Origin of the sequence: Pseudovibrio sp. Ad37 (assembly GCF_001623075.1) — a bacterium.
GTDB lineage: Bacteria > Pseudomonadota > Alphaproteobacteria > Rhizobiales > Stappiaceae > Pseudovibrio.
The window spans coordinates 19,344-45,042 of record NZ_LMCF01000190.1 but is presented as its reverse complement, the minus strand read 5'-3'; the positions used below and the strand labels follow the sequence as shown (position 1 = coordinate 45,042).

General features: G+C 51.0%; 6 protein-coding genes. 3 read left to right on the top strand and 3 right to left on the bottom strand.

Annotated features, from left to right (window positions below; genetic code table 11):
* From PsAD37_RS27870 to PsAD37_RS27865, 3 genes are all read left to right on the top strand, one after another.
* Positions 1–173, top strand: a 173-nt coding sequence (locus PsAD37_RS27870; RefSeq protein ID WP_153039829.1) for an integrase core domain-containing protein, incomplete at its 5' end; no start/stop codon positions are given.
* A gap of 265 nt (positions 174–438) precedes the next feature.
* Positions 439–1,224: a thioesterase II family protein gene (locus tag PsAD37_RS21050; protein ID WP_063297809.1), complete on the top strand. Its 786-nt coding sequence runs from the start codon at positions 439–441 to the stop codon at positions 1,222–1,224.
* A gap of 6 nt (positions 1,225–1,230) precedes the next feature.
* Positions 1,231–1,998: a 4'-phosphopantetheinyl transferase superfamily protein gene (locus PsAD37_RS27865; protein ID WP_084408019.1), complete on the top strand. Its 768-nt coding sequence runs from the start codon at positions 1,231–1,233 to the stop codon at positions 1,996–1,998.
* On the opposite strand, the gene PsAD37_RS21045 is transcribed toward PsAD37_RS27865, so the two are convergent.
* The 3 genes from PsAD37_RS21045 to PsAD37_RS21035 are packed head-to-tail and all read right to left on the bottom strand — an operon-like array spanning position 1,945 to position 25,687.
* Positions 1,945–11,160 carry a non-ribosomal peptide synthetase gene (locus tag PsAD37_RS21045; protein ID WP_084408017.1) on the bottom strand — a complete coding sequence of 3,072 codons (9,216 nt, stop codon included), beginning with the start codon at positions 11,158–11,160 and terminating at the stop codon, positions 1,945–1,947. The two genes, PsAD37_RS27865 and PsAD37_RS21045, sit on opposite strands and share 54 nt — an antisense overlap.
* 8 nt (positions 11,161–11,168) lie before the next feature.
* Positions 11,169–15,290: a non-ribosomal peptide synthetase gene (locus PsAD37_RS21040; protein ID WP_063297807.1), complete on the bottom strand. Its 4,122-nt coding sequence runs from the start codon at positions 15,288–15,290 to the stop codon at positions 11,169–11,171.
* Positions 15,287–25,687 carry a non-ribosomal peptide synthetase gene (locus PsAD37_RS21035; protein ID WP_063297806.1) on the bottom strand — a complete coding sequence of 3,467 codons (10,401 nt, stop codon included), beginning with the start codon at positions 25,685–25,687 and terminating at the stop codon, positions 15,287–15,289. Before PsAD37_RS21035 ends, PsAD37_RS21040 begins: the two co-directional genes overlap by 4 nt.
* Positions 25,688–25,699: the final 12 nt, after the last annotated feature.

Genomic DNA, 25,699 nt, shown 5'->3' with positions numbered 1-25,699 from the left:
TTCGAGAAGAGTTGTTGAATGGTGAGACCTTTTACTCGTTGCGTGAAGCCCAAATAATCATCGAAAGGTGGAGGATACACTACAATACCAAACGCCCCCATAGTGCGCTGAACTTCCGCCCACCGGATCCTGAAGTAATCATTCCAGTAGACCAAAGGCCAGTCATGCACTAACTTTCAAACCGGACCACTCAAGTGGGGCTGATCACCTGAGCTAAATCCACTTTCACAACCTGTCCAAATTTCCCGAGCCAGCTCTAAGCCTTATGCATATTCAAACTTGCCTACGTTCGTATCGCACACACTTCATAGCATTGCTGAATATATTCCGTAGCAAAAATCCAACTTGCAGATAAACTCATAAATTTATCTACTCAGCCCTACATCAAAACTGTGTTTTATTTGCACCATTAGGTTTGTTTATATTGAAGATTTTTATATGAATTATCAGACACTATCTCAATGGTTTGATACAACAGCAAATAAATACAAGCTGAACTTAATCTGTTTGCCTCAGGCGGGAGGTGATACGAGCTTGTATAACCGATGGAAAGTACCGCTAGGTGATCAGGTAAATGTGATGCCTGCTAAATTTCCAGGGCGAGGAACCCGGTTAAAAGAACCAGCAATCAATGCGATGGAAAGGGTTGTATCGCAGCTAGCGCTAGAGATTGAGCAGTTCGGCGATGCGCCTTTTGCAATATTGGGTTCAAGTATGGGGGGGTGGATTGCTTACGAGTTGGCGCTCCATCTTTTTAAGCAAAGCCAGCTGAAGCCAACGGCCCTTTTTGTGTTGGCTTCGGCGTCTCCTTTTGCTCCAAGAACCCTACCGTTTCTTGATGGGTGTACTCGCAAGGAGATGGTTGATGAGCTCATCTCGTTTAATCCCGAGTTTGCTCAGATTGCGCAACATGACGATCTTGTAGACTTGCTTTTACCTGCGATTATAGGTGACTTTGAACTCTGTGAGACTTACAGGCCGCGAGTTCCTTGGCAAATCGCGTCACCAGTCTTTGTCTACGCAGGAACTCAAGATCAGATTGTGGAAGCGCATAAAGTGAAGGGATGGACGAAGTTGAGCTCTGAAACTGTTGCCATTGATGAAGTCGAAGGTGGGCATTTCTTCATCGAGCATTCTCCAGCTAATGTCCTTAATCAGATAAAAGACCATGCTGCAAACGTTGTTTGTCAGTTGTACCAGCCTTCATCCATAGAGCTCGCTTAAGATTTCATGCCTGTTTCATTTTCCGTCTTTGATGCTCAGCATTGGTTTTGGGCTGTGAAAGAGCAATGGCAACGTTGCTGTGGGGCCAACAAAGTGATGCTTGTTTTGTTGCCATTGGAGTATCCATTTCCAATGGACCAAGCGTTAACCGCTGAAGAGAAAACAAGAGGTGCCTGTTTCAGGTTCATGAGAGATCGGCGCGCGTTTGCCATGGGTCGTTGGGTCGTTAGAACCATTCTGGGAGTGGATCAACCGCCAATACCCTTTCTGCTGCAAGATGGTGGTAAGCCATACCTTTCAGGATACCCGACATTTAATGTTAGTCATTCAGGGGGGGTAGTTGCAGTTGCTTTGGCTCGTAATGCACCCTTGGGTGTCGATATTGAACTCATGCGGCGAGGCAGCCAAATGACTGATTTGATGCCGGTTGTTTGTCATCCGATGGAACGTTTACACATTGAATCGAGGAGTCCAGAGGAACGCGCAGCCATGTTTTATCGCTGTTGGACCCGGAAAGAAGCCATCTTAAAGGCAACAGGTGAGGGGCTGCGTGATGACCTCAGCTCACTTGACGTGAAATTAGAACAACAGCACCCCTGGATCACTTCAGAACCTCTTCCTTTGAAACTGATGGATATTGAGGTTGGATGGGAGGGTTATAGCTGTAGTCTTGCTGTGGACCCTGGTATCAGCAGGTTAGACATCCACTCCCCCTTCCAATCACACCAACTCGAGTGTTTTGACCAAACCAGCGGCAGCCAATACGTGATCTAACGTTTCTCCCATGAGTATTGAATAGTGATCTGCTTCAATAATCTGCCAGTTGTGTAAATCTGGTAGTAATTTAAGCCAGATCTCACGGGAGTTTGATGTTGTATTTTGGGTTCCACGCAACCCTTTGGCAGTTTCAGATGCCAAGAATACACTCGCCTGCCAAAAAGGCGTCGGACTCATTGTATGGTGTGCCATCGCTTCCAGATTGGCTTTCGTACAGCGAACAAGTGCTTCTTGATAGGCCTGTCGTTCATGACTGTTCTCAACAAGGGTTCTTTTATCTGGCCATTTCGCCTTCAGCTCCTTTAAGAAGATGATTTCGACTTCTTGCTCACTCATTTGCTTCAGGTTTTCGCCAGAGTTTGGTGTAGGCGGATCAATGAGCGTTAAGTTGCCGGGAGCTCTTTGTTGCTTCGAGAAGCAGAGTGCCATTTCTTGAGCAACCCATGAGCCGAATGACCAGCCGACTAAATGAATCCGCTTATTTGCAAACCTTTCCGCTATGGCTTCAGCGTAAACCGCAGCTCTTTCTTTTAAACTGATTTTTGGTAGATCGGGATTTGTGAGGGCAGGATCGGCAATCACGGTGATCCCAATGTTGTCCGGGAGTTTTCCTGCCAGTTCTCGGTATGCTTCAACATCACCTCCGATTGGATGTATGAGAACAACAACTTCATCACCCTCACCAGAATGCCATTGGTGCGGGGCAACTGCATCTGCCCAAGTGCTGTTTGGAGAAGAGGGGTTTGCCTTGTGCTGTTGTTCAACCAGATTCATAATCAGGTCTAAGGAAGTGTTCTTTGGGATTTGGGAGAGTAACACCTGAATGTCATAGTTTTCTAAGAGGCTAACGACGTCCAGAAGAGTAAGTGAATCCATACCTAAGTCATAGAGGCATTCATCAGGGGCAAGCTGATCAAGTCCAAGCTGTTGCAGAAGAAGGGTTTCTATCTGATCGCGAATGAGTTTTAGTTTGTGTGTCTTGCTCGTTCGCGCATCAGATTTGATCTCGTTCCTGACCAGTGATCGATAGAAGTATCGAGCCTTTTCAACACCACAAGTGCTAACCAGCACTTGTGGTACAGTTGTATGAAATGCTCGAGAGAATGTGCGCAGGCCTTCTTTGTTGGATAGGCCAAGCGTCAGGTGTTTTTGATGCAGTTCATCCTGTGTATTGGAGTGGGTCGCCATCCCACTTTCGCTCCAGATATCCCAGTTGATGGTGGTTCTGATTGTGTCAGGTGCCAGAGGATTGCTGTAATGTGCAAAGCTATCCATTAAGGCGTTGGAGGAAGCGTAGTCCAGTTGGCCAGCTCCCCCTAAAACAGCTGACATTGACGAGCAGTAGATAGCCCTCGTTGGCTTGAATACTTCAATGAAACGCTCAACAAAAATGCTTCCCTCATACTTTGCTAGCATCTTGTTGTAGACTTCTATCGGGTCACGGAAAGAAATCAGATTACCTTCTCCAACTCCAGAGGCATGGACAACGCCTACAACAGGCATGCCTAATCTGGCGACACTCTCAAATGTGACACTCCACGTGGCTGGCTTTCCTATGTCAGCCTGTATCAGGTGAATTCTTGTATCAAACTGCAGAAGTTCTTCTGGAATGCGCGGATTGCGGGAGATAATTGCGATTTGAGCAAGAGGATCAGCCAGCAGGCTATTGCAAACTTGAGTTCCAATCGCTCCGCTGCCACCCGTCACCACGAAGAGAGCTGACGCATCGAGTTCAATCGGTTCGGTAGTTGGGCGATTTTGAGAAAGAGGTAAGATCCTGCATTCCCAAACAAATCCATTACGCAAGGCAAGGCGTTGTGCCTTCATATCTTCGAGTGAGAGTGCAAACGCAACCTCGGACCAAATAAAACCTTGTTTTGTGTCTTCTAAATCCAGCCAGAGTGTCTGGATGCCAAACTCCTGAGGGATCACAGAAAGCGGACCAGCGAGTAGCCCGTGTAGCGGCTGAGCGACTGTACCATTCACCGGTGCAGCCTCGTAAGAGAGCAGGCATATTCTGGATATCTCAAGCCCATATTTAGAGTGAGCCTGAAGCACATAAGTCAGGCTATCCAGACAAACCTTTTTTGCTTCCTGAAGGCTATCCAACTCATTTTGCTCGCCTTTGCAAGACAATGGAAGTGCATGAAGCCAGTCCAACTCTCCAAGGTTCATAAATGACAGGTGGCTCAGAAGGTCTTCAACGGAGTCCGTAGAAAACGGATCTACCGACAACTTGTCTGAATGAGCACCAGAAATGCGTCCGTCATAACAAACAGGCACAACACGATGGTAGACGGCATCAAGTGCGGCAAAATCATCGGAGACGTTGTTCGGATCATATAGGACAACCGCTGTTTTTGATCTCTGCGCTGTTTGACAACTTCCAACGCGGCAGACCGGCTGCCAAACCATCTGGCTTAGCCATTGTTCCTCTAGCAGGCGTTTTGGAAGGTTCTCACTTGCCTTACTTTTGGTAGCAGGAAGCTCTAACACGTTGTATTGTTGAAGATTGAAGCAATAACCCGGCAAATCCCAAGGCGGCGGAGTACCTGCACTTTGTGTCTCAATCTCTTTGCCTTCCAGCCAATCAGCAGCGGTTAGGCTAGCGGGATTGCAAGCTCCTTTATTCTCATCACAGTAATGCGGGGCGAATGAACCGAGAGATTTGATAGCTTCTGCGGCATCATCACAATCGATAGCAAAACGCCATGGGTGTGCTCGCCTGCTTGATTGCAGATGTGAGAGGACCAGCTGAAATGAAGTTGGGTTATGTTCAAGATAATTCTTGATCTTTTCTGCCAAAGAAAAAAGTGCAGTCTTGGTATGTGCTGATAGAACAAGGCATTTTGTAGTCGCGTATCGTTGATGCTCGTCTTCCGAGGTTTCTCCGATTACAACATGAGCGTTTGTGCCGCCAATTCCGAAACTGCTGACGCCTGCATAACGTGGACGTGTATCTTCCCATTTTTTGCTGTTGGCCGAGATATAGAACCCCTTTTGATCCAAGCCAAGTTCTTGATTGGGCTGCTCAAATCCAAGGTTAGAGGGTACATAGCCGTGATAGATCGACAGTGCTGCGCGAATTAGCCCAAGGACGCCAGCCCCGGCACCTAAGTGGCCGATCTGGCTTTTGACAGACGAGAGTGCACAGGATGCTTTGGGGAGATTACCGTATGCAGATGAAAGGGCTTGTACTTCAATAGGATCACCCAGTTGTGTCCCTGTTCCGTGCGCTTCCACATATCCGACTTGATCACCCCTTACTCCTGCATTCGTAAGGGCTTGACGAATGACGCTTTCCTGTCCGGAAACTGAAGGTGAAGTATAACTCATTTTGGACCGACCATCGTTATTGATGGCTGATCCTTCGATAACAGCATAAATGCGATCACCGTCCGCTCGGGCGCGATCCAATGACTTCAACACCACCACCCCAACACCACTGGCGCCGATGGTGCCGCTGGCGTCTTTGCTGAACGGTGAGCAGTTGCCATCCTTGGAAAAGATGTGTTGAGACTGATACTTATAGCCCTCTGACATATCGGGATCTACAAGCACACCTCCTGCTAGCATGACATCACACTCACCATTTCGGAGCATGCCTGCGGCTGTATGAATGCCAATCAGCGAGCTTCCACAGGCGGCTTGTAGTGTAATGGCAGGGCCTTTGAGGTCCAGCTGAAAGGCAACCTTGGTGGCGAGGAAGTCTTTCTCATGCTGTAAGGCCATTTGGAACTTGTCGGGAAGGGCGGTTGGAGGTTTGGAGCGAAGGGCTGCGTGATAGTAGGTTGTCTCACCACAGCTTGCGATAACACCGATGTTTTGATTGGTGTTCAGTGGAGGAATGCCAGCATTTTCAAGAGCATGTACACAGCTCATCAGGAAATGCCGCTGCTGCGGATCCATGAGCGCTGCTTCCCGTGGGCTGATACCGAAGTACTCAGGATCGAACGACATCATTTCGCTCATCTGACTTCGCGCACCAACGAAATCAGGGTTCTCTGGAGTGAAATGTTCAATTCCGCTTCGGTTTTCAAGGACCATGGACCAGAACTCGGCCAGGTCGTTTGCGCCTGGGACACGTAGTGCCATACCGATTATAGCTACTTTATCTGCATTTTTAGCTGTCGATGATTTGCTAGTCCGAGGTTCTAATTCCGCTTTTCCTTCAAGATGTTCTGCCAGACCTGAAGGTGTCACATAACGAAACAAATCTGCGATACTGACTTTTTCTTCCAGCGCTTTATTGAGATGCATTTGATAGCGCATCAATTGCAGGGAAGAGCATCCGGCCTCGAAAAATGTTTGGTCCGCAGTGATGGATGCACCAGTGACATGTTCAAAAGCTGCAATGAGTTCATTTGTGCGTTGAATTGCGTTATTTGCGTTTTTTTTGCGTTTTTTACGTTCAATCTTGCGCCAATTGCAGCCGGCCAATGCTCTTTGATTTATCTTTCCACTTGGAGCGCGGGGCCATTCGTCGACCTGTCTGAATTCGTCAACCCGGATGTAGTCAGGAAGCTGTGTTGAAAGATAGTGATCAAGCTCATCTGCGTTGATGGTGTCTTCTCGCAGGCTGACATAGGCATGGAGTTTTTTATGCTGGTCATCAAAGTCAACAGACGCCTGTTCGATGGCACCGTGATTTATCAAAGAGGCTTCCAACTGGCCGAGTTCAACGCGGTGACCTGAGATCTTCACCTGCTGGTCGTGACGTCCCTCATAGTTTACCTGTCCAAGTTCATCCAAAAAGCCCATGTCGCCGGTTTTGTAATAGAGTTTTGAACCGCCAGTGCCACTATCTGGCTGGAGTATGACAAAGCGTTCTGCGTTCAGCTCTGCATTGTCCAAATAACAACGGTGAACCAGATTGCCGCCTATGAGAAGTTGGCCGCGTTCACCGGATGAAACCGGATGGAAGCTGTCATCCACGATGAGAATATCGGTATTGTGTACAGGTGCGCCAATCGGTGGGCGGGTCGGCCAGTGTGCTGCTGATCCGTGCAAAGAGTGGGCGCAAACCACATGCGTTTCTGTTGGGCCATAGTGATTGTGCAAGGAGGCTTGGCGTAACTGCGTGAAAAACGCACGGAGGGCTTTGGTGCAATACAACTGCTCGCCGGCCGTGATCACATTCTTCAGGGCACCGGGGAAAATGTTGAATGTTTGAGCAGCTTCGCAAAACAATTCCAGCGCCACAAAAGGCATAAAGATGCGTTGCAGATTATTGTCACGCACATAGTTCAATAAGCCCTGCATGTCCTGTCGCCAAAGAGGATCAATGACATGGAAGCACCCGCCCGAACAGAGCGTTGAAAAGATCTCCTGAAACGAGACATCGAAGGCTAACTTGGAGAACTGCATGGTGCGTTCTCCAGCGGGCAATCCTCCCTGTTGCTGTTGCCAGTGCAACAAATTGCAAAGTGTCTGGTTGTAGACATCAACCCCTTTGGGGTGGCCAGTGGAACCGGAGGTGAACAGGGTATATAAGGGCCTTTCACGATCTGAAAATTTCAGAGGATGCTGATGATCTCGCAAGTTTCTGAGCTCTTGCAAATCGACTGAGAGCGCGTGTAAGTCCTTGCGTTTAAGTGCAGAAGGTAAGGATGCCTGCGCTGCATGGAGGATCCCAACTGGTTGGGCTTGCGAAATCACATCCTCCAGCAGCTTTTGAGGATAGCTCAGGTCCAACGGAAGTGCTGTTACACCCAGTTTTGTAACTGCCAGAAGCGAGACTATGTAGTCTGGGGAAGCATCCATATAGAGTGCGACGTGCGCAGGTCCGACAGGTTCTGTTGACCCGAAAATAGTGGACTGCATATAAACAGCCAAAGCATCGGATAACTCGTCCAACTCATGATAGGTGAGAGTGTTGCCGCGCCATGCGAGGGCAGGTGCATGTGGTGATAGTGAGACTTGTTTCTGAAACCAGCTTGCGACCGTTGTGTATGGCAGTGACTGGCTTGTACCAGTTACATGCGAAATGCGTTGTTGTGTGTTGAGTTGGAAGACGTTCGCTGCAACCTCTTCAGTTTCCATATGATCCAAACCAGCGAACATGGTTTGCTCCAGCAGGGTGATAGCATCATTGTCGAAATAACTGAGATCATACTCCCAGTAGAACTGGTAGGTTTCAGCTTCATCAAGAACAGACAGGTAGAGCGGGCATTTGGGGGCGACATCTTCAGGGTAAGATAGCTGCGCGCATTCTCCATTGAGCTTTAGCATTTCGTAACGGGTGTTTTCGGTCGCAAACATAAACTCAAACGGAATGCCCGAAATACGCTTCCTTTTCTGGAGATGATCAACCACATGTTCGAAGGCAACATCCTGACAGGCAAGGACTTGTTTTGAAGCCTGAGTGAGGGTGCTTGTATTTTGTTGAATGGAGGCAGTTGGGTCGATATTAACCGGAACCAACGCTGTGTTGGCGAACATTCCAACTGTTGCTTCAAACTCTGTTGTTAGCCGGTTCGCTACAGGGCTTGCAACTGTGAAACTCGTTCTCCCCGTGTGCACATAAAGTGCATGGGCAAACAGCGCGTGAAAGACCTGATGGGGTGTTAGTGAAAGACGCTTTGCAATGGTTAGCAAATTTGCTCTGGTGGCTGCGTCAAGACGTGTCAAACGTGTTCGCCCCGCTGAAACACCTTGCATCCCTTGACCGTGTTTCAGCACGGGCTTCCAGCATTCCTCCATCTCCGGCGCGTCGTATAGCTTGAAGAGAGCATCCTTTTGCTTGTTGTAATGTTTAGTTTCCCATAGGTGCGACTGCCATTTTGCAAAATCTAATGGTGTCAGCCCAATTGGCTTTTGGTCCTGTCCTGTCTCGTCTGTTTCTGCCTGAAATGAACGGGAAAGATCTTCAAACAAGATGTTGAGTGACCAGCCGTCCAGAATGATATGGTGTGCATGAAACAGAAGGACGCTGCTGCCATTTGGTTCGTGGACCAGATGAAGTTGAAACAGGCTTGGGTGCTCAAGAACAAATGGTTGAGTGAGGAGTTTGGTTTGGAGTTGCGAAATTGCTTCTTCTTCCAAGGTTCCGTGGAAGTGAAACGCCTCTGGATTGCTTTCAGCGACCCGCTGCTGCACCCCATCATCGATGAGATGGAAGCTGGTGCGCAGTGCCGGGTGTTTTTTGACCAACTCATATGTTGCGTGACCCAAATTTTCGGCACTCAGATGACCTGAAAACCGAAAAATGAACGGTGTATTGTAGGATATGTCAGCAGGGTTCTTTTGTTGCTGTAGCCATAACCGCATTTGCTCCGAGGTTGCCTGCTCTTTTGCCAAACCTGATGGAGCAGATGCATGCGGTAAACTGTTGGCTTGCTCATTGTGTTTGCCAACAATCTCAGAGAGTTCAGTAAATGTCAGGTTTAGAAGCTGTGACGGCGCAACGCGGCAGCCAAATACTGTGTTGAGTTGGTTAGATAAGCTGATTGCTTTGAGTGAATCGCCACCTGCGGTAAGCAGTGTCTCTTCACGGCTTAACTGCGCCACACTCAAAACCATCTCTGCAGTTTGCAGAATGCTGCTCAGAACGGCACTCTCCGAAGCTTGAGAGGAGGAAGCTCGCCGGAATGGAGCAATCTGCATTTCTTGAAGGGCTTTTCGATCGATCTTCCCGTTTGCATTCAAAGGTAACGAGCCAAGACAAAAGACCTTATGAGGACGCATATAATCTGGCAGGTAAGCAGAAAAGTGGGCATCAAGTTCTTCATAATCAAGCTGCTCTTCACTCGCTAAGTAGGCGTGCAACTCAAGCGGTTTGCCTTGTTCCTGAGCTGCTAAAACACAAGCCTGCTGTATTTTCGAATACTGCTGGATGCGTTGTTCGATTTCTTCAGGTTCTACGCGAAATCCGCGTACTTTGATCTGCCTGTCAACGCGGCCCACATACTCGACCAGACCTTGCGGATTGAAGCGGACCAGATCGCCAGTGTTATACCATTTTCCAGAGTTTGGAAGCTCTACAAACCTGCGCTGTGTTTCCTCTGTTCTATTCAGATAACCATGAGCAACGCCTGCACCGCCAAGGTAGAGTTCCCCAGTTTCACCGATATTGGTGATCTCGCCGTTTGATGACCTTAGCTGGCAGTCGGTACTGGCAATGGGACTGCCAATGGGAATGATGCCTGCATCAAAGTCCCGAGGAATTGCAAAGCACAAGGCAAAGGTTGCGCACTCTGTCGGGCCATAGATATTGTAGATCTGACAGGCGCTTTCAGGGTTTGCAGCATACCATTTCTCGACAGTTTTGGGGTTTAGCTGTTCGCCGCCAATGAGCAGATGCCCAAGCGATCCAAAGCAGGCAGTCCCGTGATCGACCATCGCATTGAACAGAGAGACTGTCATGAACATGGTTGAGATCGACTGCTGCTCCAGCTGCCGAGCAAAGCCTGCAAAATCGGAGAGTTCGTCACTGGAGAAAACGACACTACATCCACCAGTTAAAAGCGGTACCCAAACATCGAAGCTGAGTGCATCAAACGCAGGGTTGGAAATGTGCGCGTAGCGATCTCCGATATGCATTGGGACAAAGCGGGGTTGATGGGCAAGCCTCTCGATTGCCGAGAGAGGCACTTGAACGCCTTTGGGCGTACCCGTTGTTCCTGATGTGTAAAACAAAAACGCATTTTTCGCCAAAGGATGACGCGGAAGATCGCCGCTATTCTCATGCAGGCTTTGTATGAGCAACTGGTCAGCAGGAAGGATCTGATGCGCTTGTCGGGAAAATGGTGTGGATGCACTCGCCTCTGGCACGATGAGAAAACGTGTTTGGCTATCAGTTAAGATTGCTGTTTGCCGGTCTGGCGGGCTGGCGGCATCTAATGGGACAACCGTTGCTCCCGCTTTCAGTATCGCGAGCATGACAACTATGAGCTCTTGAGAGCGAGGCAAACAGACGGCAACCACATCGCCGTTTTTTACGCCGTGGCCTCTCAATGCTGAGGATACTTGTGAGGAGCGGACGTTGAGCTCTTGGTAGCTGAGGATACGATCATGATCCTGCACCGCGGCCAGTTCAGGAAAATGGTCCGCATAAAAGCTGATACTGTCTAGTAACGAAGATTGGACGGGCCCCTGATCTCCAATTTCTAAATCATAAGAGCTCGAGGCTAAATATTCATGAGAAGTGTTGATAGTCATGTAAGCCTCTAAGCGTCTATCTGCATAGGAACAGCAGGAGAGGTGGTTTGCCGCTCAAATAATTGAAACTCATAGGAAATAGCTTTTTTGACACGCTGTATTTCTTCTGATTCCAGCAGTTCCCAGTGGTCCCCCCGAACCAGCCTCGTCATGAAGCCACCTGAGGCTCTTTCAATCCAAAACTGACGGAGTTGATGCAGGAAGCCTTTGTTGAGCGAGCCAAGCGCCTGAATGAACACAACTCGCGCGTCCAATGGCTGGCAGTCATAATCCGGCACACAGGCCCGATTGTGATTGTAAACCTGATGGTAGCGCTTGATTTGCTCGTCATCGATGCCCGGATACATCCCGTTGAACTTCACCAGTTTGTCTCGAAACTCTGCAAGATCAACCGGTGCAAGGCTCTGACGCTCATGCTCCTCAAACCCCTGAGTGTCCAGAAGAATGACGCTGACATTGTGGTTACCACGGGCTTTCAAAAGCCGGGCCATCTCATAGGCAACGTAGCCCCCAAACGACAGGCCGGTGAGGACAATCTTTTCATGCGCGATGTGTTCGATACGTTCCAGATAGGCGTTGGCCATGGCCATTATGGAGGGGAGAGTTTCCTCTCCCGCGTTGAGGCCGGGCGATTGCAGGCCATAAACGCCAATGTCATCAGCCAGGATCTTTGCCAGAGATAAATAACAAAAGGCTGTCCCACCAGCAGGATGAACGCACACGACATGCTCGCCGTTTTGGCTTTCGCGGAACGTAATGAGGTTGTCGCGGGAGTTCTCTTCTGCAGCTCCGTTTCGTATCCAACTGGCAAGCGCCTCTACTGTCGGATTTAAAATGAACGTTTTGGGCGGGACTTGAATTTTGAACGCCTCACCAACCTGATGGGCCACTTTGATCGCTGCGATGGAAGAACCGCCGACATGGAAGAAACTGTCGCTGATCCCAATGGATGGATGGAGGAGCACTTCCTTCCAGATGTTATAGATCTGGAGCTCTATATGATCGCGAGGGCTTTCCTGATTGACCTTAAACACGGCCTCATGGGCCAGCACAGATGCCTTGAGGCTGGAATAATCAATCTTGCCGTTATTGGTGAGAGGGAGAGTTTCCAAATGCAGCAGAATATGAGGAAGCATGTAGTCCGGCAGCGCTTCTGCCAGATGACGACGAAGGTCGCTTTCTACGAGGAGAGAACCGTCTGATGTGGTGTAGCAAAGTGCCAGTTGAGCAGTACCACCCTCTTGCTGAGCCACGAGCGCGGCACAGCTGCGGCATACAGGATATTGTCGGAGGACAGCTTCAATCTCTGACAGCTCGATGCGAAAGCCATTCAGCTTGATCTGGTTGTCTTTGCGGCCTGCAAAAACCAGCTGACCTTGTTCATCATAATAGGCAAGATCGCCGGTACGGTAGAGCTGTTCACTTGAGTTGAATGGGCTGGTAATGAACGCTGATGCTTGTTGCTGCGGGGCGTTAAGATAGCCAGAGGAGAGGCCGGCACCACCGATGTAAAGCTCACCAACCAGTCCAACCGGGACAATCGACATGCTCTCATCAAGCAGGTAAGTCCTTACGTTCGATATGGGCTTGCCGATGGGGGCTGAAGGTTTGTCCAGATCTTCCGGCTTCACACTATGCCAGGTGCTGTCTACGGTGCATTCAGTCGGACCGTAAACATTGTGCAGTGTTGCCCACGGCAGCTTGCTGGAGAACTTGCGCATAAGTTCACCGCTCAACTCACCACCACCACAAAACACATTGCGCAGTTGGCCGCATTGGGCAGCCTCCGGTTCATCAAGAAACAGATCTAACATCGCGGGGACGAACTGGATGGTGGTGATACCATGAGATGCATAGCTCTTTGCCAGCTCTGCAGGAGAGGTGTGAGCATGAGGCGAAGCCAGCACCAACGATGCACCTGAGCATAACGGCCAGAAGAACTCCCAGATCGCGGCATCAAATCCCATCGGCGTCTTCTGCAACAGAGCATCACCGGGCTTGCCTGGAAATGTGCGCTTGGTCCACTCCACGAGGTTCACCAAGCCCTTGTGGGTCAGCTTGGTGCCTTTGGGAACGCCGGTGGTTCCTGACGTGTAGATGATATAGGCAAGACCCTCGGCGCTTATACCGTTAGCTGGCAAATTATCAGTGCCACAGGATTGAATAATTTTAGCTCGTTGCTCTGTATTCAGCGACAGCACTTCAACTTCACAACTGCTCTTGAGTTTGGTAGCCGCTTCCGAGGCCTCTGGATGGGTGAGGATCAGATCGGGCTGGCTGTCTTGCACCATAAACTCAAGACGCTTGATTGGCAGTCCGGGCTCCAAAGGAATGAAGTGACCACCCGCCTTGAGCACGGCAAGCATGGCTATCACCAACTCGCTGGACCGCTCAAAGAGCAGGCCCACTGGACTTCCCTCAATAACACCAAGTTCCTTCAGGTAGCGGGCAAGTTGATTTGCTTTGGTGTTGAGACTGGCGTAGCTCCACACGTCTTCGCCGTACACGAGTGCAGGTGCTTTGGGTGAATGCTCGCATTGAGCCTCAAATGCTTTGTGAATGCATGTGGAACTTAACGCATGCTGCGCTCCGTGAGGCCATACTTGTGTTAACAGACCTCTTTCTTCGGGCGTGATGTAATCAATCACACCGAGATGCTCTTCCGGCGCTTTGACAGCGTTTGAGAGGAAGTAGGTGAGGTGACTGGCCATTCGCGCGATGCGGGATTGCGTAAACAGATCTTTGTTGTACTCAAAGCCTAGGCTAAACGTGCGGCCTCGTTCAAATACTTCCAGCGTGATATCGAACTTTGCAGTCTGGCTGTCTGTTGCCAGTGTTTCGATTTCAACACCATCCATTTGAGCCGATCCACCGGGCAGGTTCTGATAAATCAGCATGACCTGAAACAGCGGCGAGTGGGCTGGTGAACGTTCCGGATTTACAGCTTCGACCACTTTCTCAAAAGGCAAATCCTGGTTGTCCAGCGCTTCCAAAATGACCGTTTGTGACTGAGTTACCAGCTCAGCAAAGGTGCTTGTGGCCGTGATATGCGTTTTGAGTGCGAGCGTGTTGATGAAGTGCCCGATCAGAGGCTCCAGCTCTGCCAGATGGCGGTTGGCAAAAGAGGTGCCAATGCAGATGCCTTCCTGTTTGCTGTAGCGCCATAAGAGGGCGGCAAATCCGGCCAGATAGAGCGCAAATGGCGTGATTGAGCGTCTTTGGCAGAAAAGTCGCAAGCGTTCACTCAAGTTGTCATCAAGCGTGAATTCAAAGTGAGAACCGTTATGTGTCTGTTCTGCCGGCCGAGGGAAATCCGTGGGTAGCTCAAGTAAGTCTGGCAGGTCCTCAAGTTTGTCAGTCCAATACTGGATCTGTTGCTGCTCTCTGGACGAATTGCACTCGTTTTTATGATGAGTCACATAATCGGCGTACTGCATGGACAGAGGGGGAAGGTCGGGCGAGGTGCCCTTATGATAAGCGTTGTAATGAGCGGTAACTTCGTTGAAAAACAAACCGATGGACCAGCCGTCAGCGGCAATGTGGTGCAGGTTGAAGAGCCATACATGTTCATCATCTGCAAGTTTTATGTAACTTGAGCGCACGAGCGGGCCGCGCTCCAAATCAAACGGTTGGCTTGCCTCATGCTGGACACGTTCATTGAGCGCCTCCGCCTGTTTTTCGTCATTCAGATGGCAAAGGTTCAAGAGGTCAATGGGCAGGTCAGCAGGTTCTGGAAAAGTTTGTGTAGGCGTCCCGTTGCTTGTGCTGAACCTCGCTCGGAGCATGTCGTGACGCGCAACAACAGCATTTACGGCGCGGTGCAGAGTTTCCAGCTCGAGCATACCGGAAACTTTGAGCGCTACGGGGTTATTGTAGAACGGACTCTCTGGCTCCAATTGATGCAAGATCCACAAATGGCGCTGTGATGGTGAAAGAGGTACTCCTTCAACCTGCCTTTCTGCTGCATGTTGTTGCAGCAGATGAATCAGCTCTGACTTTTCTGCTTTCAGAGCGGCGGCAAGATCAGCTCCCAGAAACCCCTTTGGCGCTTTGAAACGAAGCATATCTCCATCAGTCTGGAGGCTCACATTGTGCTGGGCAAAATAATCAAGCAGTTGTTGAGCTTTCATATTTCAAACTCCTCCATTTCATCTTCATCCATTGAGGAGGCAAGCGCAGTCCCGAAGGTCTCTATGGTGTGTTGCCGGTTTTGCTCAGTGGTGGGTGTGCCGCCGATCATGGAATAGATGAGCTTATGAGTAGGCCCCAACCGGAACAGCTCCGTCAAAACCGTCTCATCTATGGAGCCGATGCCGCACAGGCCTAACCCTGCTTCATGGGCACGCATGGTCAACAGCTGTGCCATTGCACCTGTTTCGATCAACCAGAATTGCTCGCTCATTTCGCCATAAAGGGGCTCGATTGCCTGCCGCTCAGCGATGAAGAAAAGCGCGAAGGCAGCCTCTTCAAAAACTGGCCGGTTCACGAAATAATCATAGGCATCCGGGGTCAGTGCCTTGCCATCTGCTGTCGAAATCAGAGCGTGTTTTTCAGGATCGTAATAATAGGCCCCACCTTCCAGGCCCAACACACGACCGGGTTTGATGTAAAGGTAGGTTTGCATCGGATAGAGCCCCCCGGCGCTTGCAAACAAATGCTTTGGTGCCTCTTGGTTCTGATTACGCCGTAATGCAGAGAGGAGGGCCTCTAATCGGGTTTTGGGGACAGGATCCAAAATGAACTGGCGCACCGACCGGTAGGCGTCAAATTCGTCGAACTCAGGAGAGCCGGAGTTTTCCAATTGATGCACGCCATGTTGCTGATCAAATTTGCGCAACCCAACATTACGGTCTTTGAAAGACTGTCGTTGCAGCGGGTCCTCAAGAGTGGCAATTGCGGAATTTGTTGCAGCAGGTTGCGTTTCTTCCGCCACCTGACCAAACTGCTCCCGATACATGGCAAGGAGCGTTGCAAGGCTTGGGCTGCCCATGAACTTTGCAAGTGGCGGGCGGAACGAGAGCGTGCTCGACAACGCGTTTGAAATGCGCGTGATATCGATAGAGGTCGCTCCCAGCTGCAGTAAATTATCCTCGGGTGTGACGTGATCCAGTTTCAAGATCTGAGAGATAATCTCGTGGATTTTCTCTTCCTGTTCCCCTTGCGGTTCGAAGCTTAGCTCAGCTTGTATCTCACTGCGTGGTTCCGGCAGTTGCTTCCGATCAATTTTGCCGTTTGCAGAAATCGGGAGGCGCTCAATCTCAAGGAGAGCAGAGGGAACCATGTAATGGGGCAGGTGGGCGCGTAGATGATCCAGAAGAGCGTCAATCTCGACACCGCGCTCTTCCGGAACCACATAGCCAACGAGTTGCTTATCGCCTTGTGCCTCGCCAAACATCTTAAAGACTGAGGCTTTTACGTCTTTATGGGCATTGAGCATAGTTTCGATCTCACCCAGCTCGATGCGGAAACCTTGCACCTTGACCTGAGTATCCACGCGCCCAAGAAACTCTATGTTTCCATCTGGCATATAGCGCCCCAAATCGCCGGTACGGTACAAGCGTTCGCCGGTTTTGGGGTGGGTGATGAAACGATGGTTGGTTTGTTCTTCGTCCCGCCAATAACCTTTCGCAAGTCCAATGCCACCGATGTACAGCTCACCAGTAACCCAGCAGGGCCGAGGGGCCAGCGCGTCATTCAGAACATAAAATTGCTGGTTGTCGAGCGCTTTGCCGTAGGGGATGCTCTTCCAATGCGGCGCGATATCCTGGATAGGGAAGCAGATGGACCAAATGGAGGCTTCAGTTGCTCCACCCAGAGACAAGACATGCGCGTTCGGTGCGAGTGCACGCACCCGCTCAGGCAGTGAAAGTGGAATCCAGTCTCCAGACAACATCACTTCACGCAAATGCGAGCCGAGACTTTTGCGATCACTTTGAGCATAATCTGTCAGTACACCAAGCAAAGCTGGTGCAGAATTCCAGATCGTGACCTTGTGACGAATGAGGCACTCCAGCCAATGGGCAGGGTCTTTTGCCTCAGCCTCATTGGGCAGGACAACAGAGCCACCCGCAGCCAATAATCCAAAAATATCATAGACTGAGAGATCAAAGCCCAATGCAGAAATGGCAAACACACGATCTTCTGGCTGCACGTTTAGGCGGCGGTTGATGTCGAGGAGCGTATTAACTGCTCCGCGATGATCGATCATGACTCCCTTGGGTTCCCCGGTGGAACCTGAAGTGAAGATCACGTAGGCAAGGTCATCTGGTTGCGTATCAACAACCTGCAGCTTCTCATCGCTTAAGGCATCCAGTTCCCCGCCCACATCAACCGTTTGAGCAAGCGCAGGAAGCCCCTTGTGTGTGTCACTCTGGCTTGTCTTGACGCATACGAGCCTGCACTCGGTCCGTTGCAAAATTCCTTCAATGCGATTGGCCGGCAGATCCGGGTCGATTGGAAGATATGCGCCCCCTGCATATAGAATGGCGAGGACAGCCACACTCTGTTCCCAACCGGTCCGCATCTGAATGGCAACCAGATCACCTTTGGCCAGGCCCTTCTGTTGAAGGAGAGTGGCAAGATTACGGGCACGCTGGCGGACTTTGCTGTAGGACAAAACCAGATCACCGCAGATCACGGCAGGAGCAGTTGGTGTTTTGAGCGCTTGTTCTTCAAACAGCTCATGTATCAATGGCCAATGTTGTGACAGTGCGCCCTTAGCGTTCCAGACAGGAAAGTGCTGGGGGACATGCTGTTGCCAGTGATCAGAGGTGACCAACACTTCAAGCAGAGCACAATAGGCATCAAACATGTCCTGCATCATGCCCTCTGGAAACAGCTCGTCTATGCTGTCCCAGTTGAAATGTAGCTCACCATCAATCTCCATGATGGTGTGATCCAGCCACACCTGTGGTGTTTGGGTGATGGTATGTACATTTTGAGCGTCCAATGCGGAGGAAAGCGTAATTTCCTCCTGATCCGGGATCATCTCCACTAGGGTGCTGTTGAAGACGATGGGCATTCCCGTTTGCTGCTCACCACGCAGGCGCGTGAGTTCCCGCAGAACCCGCACACCACTGACTTCGCTATGATCCATATCCTTCCAGAGTTGGCGCTGGACTGCCTTTGCATTGTCAGAAAAGCTCTTTGCCGGGTCCGAGCCAACTTCCAGCAAAACAATAGACGTGAAGTCGCCGATGAGACGGTTGATATGGGGGTGGAGCGGTTGGCGATTGAACACAGGTAAGCTGAGTGTGAACCGGGACGACTGGCTCCATTTGGCCAGCACCCGCGCAAAGGCTGTCAGCAGACAGCCGGAGGGGGTGACACCATACTTTCGTGCCTTTGCTTTGATCGTTGACCATTTGGCCTCTTCCAAAACAAGTTGTCTGCGTGTGAACCGGGGATTGCTGATGCTCTCTGGCTGTTTTGCAAGCGGCAGTTCCGGTGCTGCAGCGAGAGCCGACAAGCGGTCTTGCCAGTACTTCAGAGAAATCGCATAGCGGGAGTCATCCCGCATCGCCAGTTCCTGCACCACATAGTCGCGGAACGTGATTTCAATCCTCGGAAGTTCTGCCTGCGGGTCCTCATAGAAGGTAGCCAGTTCGCGTGAGAAAATCTGGCTGCTGGCTGCATCCACGATTAACGCATCCATGGAAATGTGTAGCCGAGTTATCTCATTCTCAAGCTGTACGGCCCGGAACTCGAAAAGCGGCCATGTTCCCGCATCCAGAACCTGATGCGACATGGCCTCCCGGTTTCTTGAGATGATGCGCTCCACGACACGTTCACTGCGACCACGGGCATCGTCAGTTTGAATGATGTATTCAGGAACATCCTCCAATATGCGCTGGGTTCCATCGCTGGCAAAAACAGCTCGCAGCATATCGTGCCGAAGGATCAGCCTGTTCAAAGCAGCGTTGAATCTCTCAAGATCAAGGTGAGGGATCTCAATTTCCTCATAAGCATGAGCGCTGACGCCGCCCAGCCCTAAACTGTCATCCCTGCCAACCCAGTAAGCCTGCTGGATGTCCGTGAGTGGAAATGGTTCATACCGGTTTGCTTCATCTGCATGGATTTGTAGCGCTGAGTGTTCTGCCTTGCCGGTGTTGGTACTGGCCGAGGCAGCCAGATCAACAAGTGTCGGGTTTTCAATAAGATCACTGAGGGACAGGCCGAGTGACAGTTCTTTGTTTATTGCATGGATCAGGCGGGTCGCCAGCAAAGAATGCCCGCCAAGGTCAAAGAAGTTGTCGGTGCGGCCAACCTGTTCCACCTTGAGCACCACCTGCCAAATCTGAGCAATATCTGCTTCAAGCCCCGGCAGTGGTGCTTCATAGTCTGTACTCCCTGTGCGGACAGGAGATGGTAAAGCTCTTCGATCCAGCTTGCCGTTCCGGGTGATGGGCAACTCTTCCAGAGGCATCCAGTCCGTTGGGATCATGTAGTCCGGCAAGTGAGCTTTCAGCTCTGCCCGCAATGTGCCAGCGGGTCTTGTGCCGACGAAGTAACAGACGAGCCGGGCATGCTCGGGGTCTGCTTGCTTGTCCAAAATCACGGCGACTTCCAGAATGCCATCCATCTGTAAGATGCAGTTCGTGATCTCCATCGGCTCAATCCGGAACCCACGGAATTTCACCTGATCATCTGCACGGCCATGGAAGGCAAGGCTGCCATCTGGCAGGTAGGCCGCCAAATCACCGGTACGATAAAAGCGTTGCGCGCCTTGAGAGGCGAACGAGTGCGTAACAAATCGTTCTGCGGTTAGTTCTTCCTGACCAAAGTAACCCAAAGCCAGATTGTCTCCGCACACATACAGCTCTCCAATCGTTCCGGGAGGCACAGGTCGCATGCTCTCATCCAGAAGAAACACACTGGTGTTCTCCATGGGCTTGCCGATGGGCGGGGAGGCTGGCCAATCCTCCATGCGCGCACAATCCAGAACGTGCTGGGTCACCACATGGGTTTCAGTGGGGCCGTATTGGTTGTAAAAATAGCGCCCTCCCAGTGCTTTAAGGAGTTGCCGCAGGCTGTCATTGACCAGCAGTGCCTCGCCAGCGGTGATCACTTCACAAGCAGGGCCATCCGGCAGCTGTTTAGCCTCAAAAAGACCTGCCATCTGTTGCAGTACCGCAAAGGGCAAGTGGGCGCGCTCAATGCCGTTGGACTTGATGAAGCCTGCAAGGTTGCCGATGTCTTTGCGCTGGTCATCACTCAGCAGCGCAAGGCTTGCGCCCTGACACAACGTGCAGAAAATCTCCTGAAAGGCCACATCAAAGTTGAGGGAGGCAAATTGGAGAATGCGCGACGGGGCTCTTTCTGACGGAACCTGTTTAAGTTGCCAGTTGACCAGATTGCGCAGGGTGCGGTGGGTCTGGACCACGCCTTTTGGTTTGCCTGTAGACCCGGAGGTGTAAAGGACATAGGCCGGGTCAAGAGGGGCAGGGGTAAGCCCCGTATTCTCCGCCGAAATATGTTGGCTCTTTTGTGCAAGCTCTGCAAGAGTGACTGTTGCACTCGCAAATTCGACTGGCAGTTTGGGCTTTAACGCATCTGTAGTTATGACGAGATCAGGCTTAACATCCTGCAAGATGGCCTGATGGCGGGCCTCAGGGTAAGCTGGATCCAGCGGCACAACGGTAGCACCTGCCTTTAAGATACCCAGCAGTGCTATGATCATTTCCGGTGATCGGTCTACACATAGTGCGATGTTTGCTTGTGAGCGAATGCCTTCCTGCACAAGTGCATTGGCAAACCGATTAGCGTGTGTGTTTAATTCGTCGTAGCTGAGTTTTGTCTGGCCGAAGATCAGCGCTGTGGCTGTTGGTGTGCAAGCGGCGTGTTCTTCAATGCGTCTGCTGATGCATTCAAACTCAGAGTAAGGCACAGAAGGCTGTTGCCATGCATCCAGCGCCAGCGTTCGCTCCTCTTCGCTCAACAGACTTATTGAACGGACCTCCGTACCCACGTCTGCAACCATTTGAGTGAGAACATGCTCAAAGTACTTTGCGATGCGAGTGACGGTCTTTGCCTCAAACAGGTCGCTTGCAAACTCGATCGCGCCTTTCAGCTGGCCGTCTCTTTCCTGAAGCGACAACAGCAGATCAAACTTGGCACCGCCATGGTGGTGAGGGAGTACATCAACAGAAAGGCCGGGAAGCTCGAACCGGTCATTGTTCTCTCCCTCCCAGGCAAACATCACCTGAAACAAGGGGGAATGCGCAAGGCTTCGCGGCGGGTTGATATGCTCAATCACCTGTTCGAAGGGAAGGTCCTGATTTTGCTGCGCTTCTAAAACAGTGGTCTGCACCTGCGACAGGTACTCTTTCAAGGTAAGGCTTTCATTCGCTTCCACCCGCAAGGCCAGTGTGTTGGCGAAAAAACCAATCATGTTGTCGAGTTGTGAATGATCTCTGTTGGCGACCGGACTGCCAACAACGACATCTTTTTGTCCTGAAAGCTTGGCCAGTGTCAGCGCCCACATCCCAAGAAGACTGGTAAACAACGTGATCCGATTGGATGCAGCAAGCTCCTTCATCTTCTGAGTTAAGGATGACTCCAGACTCAACGGGACTGCGGTGCCTTTGAAGGATTGACGCTTTGGTCTTGGATGATCGGTTGGCAGCTCCAGCAGCACAGGTGTATCTTTGAGCCTGGACTTCCAATAGTGCTTTTGCTGTTCCCATGAGCCATTCTTCAACTCATTGCTCTGCCACTGCGCGAAGTCTGCATATTGGATTTTCAAATCGGGGAGCTTGGTATCCTGATGTTGGGACAGAGCAGAATAAAGCACACTCAGTTCCCTGCTGAAGATACCCATGGACCAGGCATCTGAAATGCTGTGGTGCATAACAATCACCAGCACATGATGGTTCTCGTCACAGTGCAAAAGATCCGCACGAAACAGCGGACCCGCCTCCAAGTCAAAGGGTACAGAGATCAAACGGGCGACATGATCCTGTAAGGTCTCATTCGCAGGCACTTGCGTAATCGCCCCCATCCGCCAAACATTTACTAGCTGAATGTCCTGATAGGCGGTCCCGTTCTTCTGGCTGAAACACGTCCGCAAAGCCTCGTGCCGTGCAACGATTTTCTCAACTGCTTGAGACAGCGCTGGGGCGTCCAACTTACCCTTCAGTTCCAGAACCAATGGCATATGGTAGGCTTCGCTCTGGCCCTCCATTTCTGCCAGATACCATAAGCGTTGTTGAGAAGAGGAAAGCGGCAGGTTCTGTGTTCTATCTGCGGGCTCAATCTGTCTTTTTGCGGTGCGTGTCTGGCTGTCTATTGCCTCGGCGAGAGAGGCCAGCGTTGGGGCAGTGAAAACAATTGTTGCCGGGACTTCGACGGCAGTTGCTTCACGGATACGTTGAGCTAACCGTACTGCAAGCAGAGAATGGCCGCCCAGAGCAAAAAAGTTATCGTTGCGCCCAATACTGGCGACACCGAGTACATCGCACCAGATCTGGCTTAGTTCCGTTTCTCTGCCTGCTCGTGGAGGCTCAAACTTTGTTTGTGAGAGCGTTGACAGATCAAAGTCCGGGAGGGCTTTCAGATCGACTTTGCCATTGGGAGTGAGTGGTATCTTGTCGATGACGGTGATCCCGGCAGGCACCATGAAGTGTGGGAGTTTATGGCTTAGAAACGCTTTCAGTGCCTGAGGAACTTCAGTTCCCTCATTATCCGCAAGGACGACATAGGCGAGAAGCTGTTCGCCGCTGGTGTGAGGTCTTACAACACAAGTGGCTGATGTGACGCGTTCATCAGCTTCAAGAGCAGCTTCAACCTCACCAAGCTCGACGCGAAAACCGCGGAGTTTTGCCTGCCGGTCATTCCGCCCTAAAAACTCGATTGTCCCATCACGTAGCTGACGGCCTAAATCTCCTGTCTTGAAGATCCTCAGGCCATCACCAATTGATACATCGGTAAACTTTTGCTTCGTGAGTTCAGGTGCGTTCCAATAGCCGCGCGCCAAACCAGACCCGGCAATACAGATTTCGCCAACAACCCCTTCGGGGACAGGTTGGCTGGAAGTGTCCAAAAGCAAGACCTGATAATTCTTGAGTGCAGTGCCGAGGCTCAGTGTAGTGTTCGGAGAAATCTCCTCGGATAAGCTGAGTGCGAGGCAATCAATGGCGGTTTCGGTTAAGCCGTAAGCATGAATGATGTGCGCTGTAGGCCCGAAGACCTTTCGTGCTTCGCAAGCACCTTTGGAGGACCAACGATCAGAACCGCACACGACAGTTTTGAGGCTGGTTGAGTGTTTTCTGATTGTATGCAAGTGGGCTGTGAGATTGTCCAAAACTGCTGGAACAAAATCACCGAATGTTATCTGATGCTGCTCAATTTTTGCGAGAAGGGCGGTACTGTCTACCAGCTCGTCTTGATCCACAAGGACAAGCTTGCCTCCAAAAGTGAGGGCGCGGACAATGTCTGCGGTGAAAACATCAAACGAAAGACTCGCCATCTGCAAAACACATGGTGGTTCTTTGAAGTCGTAAAGGTTGCTCCATGCGTCCCTGACAGTCCAGATCGCACGATGATCGACCATGACGCCTTTGGGTTGTCCTGTCGATCCGGACGTGTAGATGATATAGGCCAGTTGGTCAGGCGCGACTTGAACATCTAAATCGCGTTCATCCTGAGAAGCCCATTCATCTCTTCTCCTCTCAATATTAATAGTCTGGGCAGACAGCTTGGTGAGTTGATCCAACTGCTCCTGACCACGCATATCGGCCAGAATGGTTTTGGGCTGGCAATCTTGTAAAAGCGTGTTGGTCCGCTCAGGGGGATAGTTCGCATCAATTGGAATGTAGGCAGCGCCGGTTTTCAGGACAGCAAGCAAGGCGATAACTGCGTCTGCGGATTTGCGCATGCACACCGCAATCCGGTCCTGATTTGCAACGCCGTTAGAGCGCAGGTATCTGGCGAGCTTGTTGGCCTGACTGTTCAGTTGAGCATAAGTGAGTTCGATCTCATTGCTGATCAATGCAACCCGATCGCCGTGGGCCGCAGCGGCCTCTTCAAACGGCAGATGGATGGCGCTTTCTGCTGGTACTTCTTTGGATGCAAGACGGGAAGCTTCTAATGTTGCTGTATGTGTGGCTGCATCCATAAGGGGCAGTTCGGCGACTGCCTGTTCCGGGTCTGCGCAAATGGCTTTCACTGCCTGTAACACATAACCTGCAAGCCGAACTATGGTTTGGCGGTCAAACAGAGCTGTCGCGTATTCCAGGCCGCCGGAGATGTTTGAGCCATTGTCCACCAGCTCAAGTGTAATATCGAACTGGGAGGCGGTGCGAGGCAGCTGTACAGTGTCCAATTCTAAACCAGCGAAATGGGCTGTTCCACCCTCTGTGTTTTGCCATGCGAACATGACCTGGAAAAGTGGTGTGTAGGATAAGGACCGTTGAGGACTGAGCGCTTCCACCACCTGCTCGAAAGGGAGAGACTGATTATCCTGACTGTCGAGGAAAATGCCTCGCATCTGGGTGAGCAGCTGGCTTACAGTGGGATTTTCGCTCAAATCAAAGCGCAAAGCCTGTGTGTTCACGAACAGGCCCACCATCTCTTCCAGCTCTTTGCGGACACGGTTGGCAGATGGCGTGCCAATGACAAGATCCTCTTGTCCAGACAAACGGGAAAGCACGATTGCATAGGCGCTCATGAGTAACAAATAAGGGGTGGAGCCCGAGCTGCGCGCCAATTGGCGCACCTTTTCACTCAACTCAGGGCCTAACTCCAACGGCAGAAGTTCACCCGCAAAATTTTGCTGAGCAGGTCGCCGCCGGTCCGTTGGCAACAGCAAACGCTCGGGGGCACCGGCAAGCGTTTCTTTCCAATAAGTCTTCTGCTCATCAAATTTTTTGAGCTGCTCCCGCTGTTTCTGCCATACGGCATAATCGGCGTATGCAAGATCGGGTGTTTCCCGCTCGATTGGTGTTCCTGCTTCTACCAGATGAGAGTAGTTTTCACCCAACTCTTTGAGGAGGAGGCCGTTGGACCACCCATCGGAAATGATGTGATGCAATGCCAGCAGCAACACGTGATGCGTCTCGCTGATCCGGATAAGACAACAGCGAGCCAACGGTCCGTGCAGCAGATCGAACGGCCGAGTGCTCTCTTCTTCTGCCAAACGGCAAATCTCTGTTTCTGGCTCGCTATCAACCTCAATTTCGAGTAGGCGCAGGGGAAAGCCACAGGTACGGGGTGAGAAGCTTTGAGACAGCTCCCCGTTATCACCTGTAATGACTGTACGCAGGCCTTCATGACGGTCTATCAGCTGGTCTAGCGCGCTTTGCAGGTATGTCACGTTTAACTCGCCACGAAGGCGCAAGCCAAGGGTCAAATGATAGGCTGAATTGATGCCTTCCATGCGAGAGAGGAACCAGAGCCTCTCTTGCGCAAAAGACAGAGGCAGGGGGGCTTGATCACGCGGGGCTGCCTTGAGCGCGCTGCGTTGACGCATCTTCAAAAGCTGCTCTGGTGTAAGAGAGCGACGTGTGCGCTTGTTTAATTCGTCCTGCATGAGTCCTCCCAA

Excerpts from the sequence above, each read along its gene's own strand:
- PsAD37_RS21050 (WP_063297809.1), top strand. The coding sequence starts at position 439 with ATGAATTATCAGACACTATCTCAATGGTTTGATACAACAGCAAATAAA.
- PsAD37_RS21035 (WP_063297806.1), bottom strand. The coding sequence starts at position 25,687 with ATGCAGGACGAATTAAACAAGCGCACACGTCGCTCTCTTACACCAGAG.
- PsAD37_RS21045 (WP_084408017.1), bottom strand. The coding sequence starts at position 11,160 with ATGACTATCAACACTTCTCATGAATATTTAGCCTCGAGCTCTTATGAT.
- PsAD37_RS21040 (WP_063297807.1), bottom strand. The coding sequence starts at position 15,290 with ATGAAAGCTCAACAACTGCTTGATTATTTTGCCCAGCACAATGTGAGC.
- PsAD37_RS27865 (WP_084408019.1), top strand. The coding sequence starts at position 1,231 with ATGCCTGTTTCATTTTCCGTCTTTGATGCTCAGCATTGGTTTTGGGCT.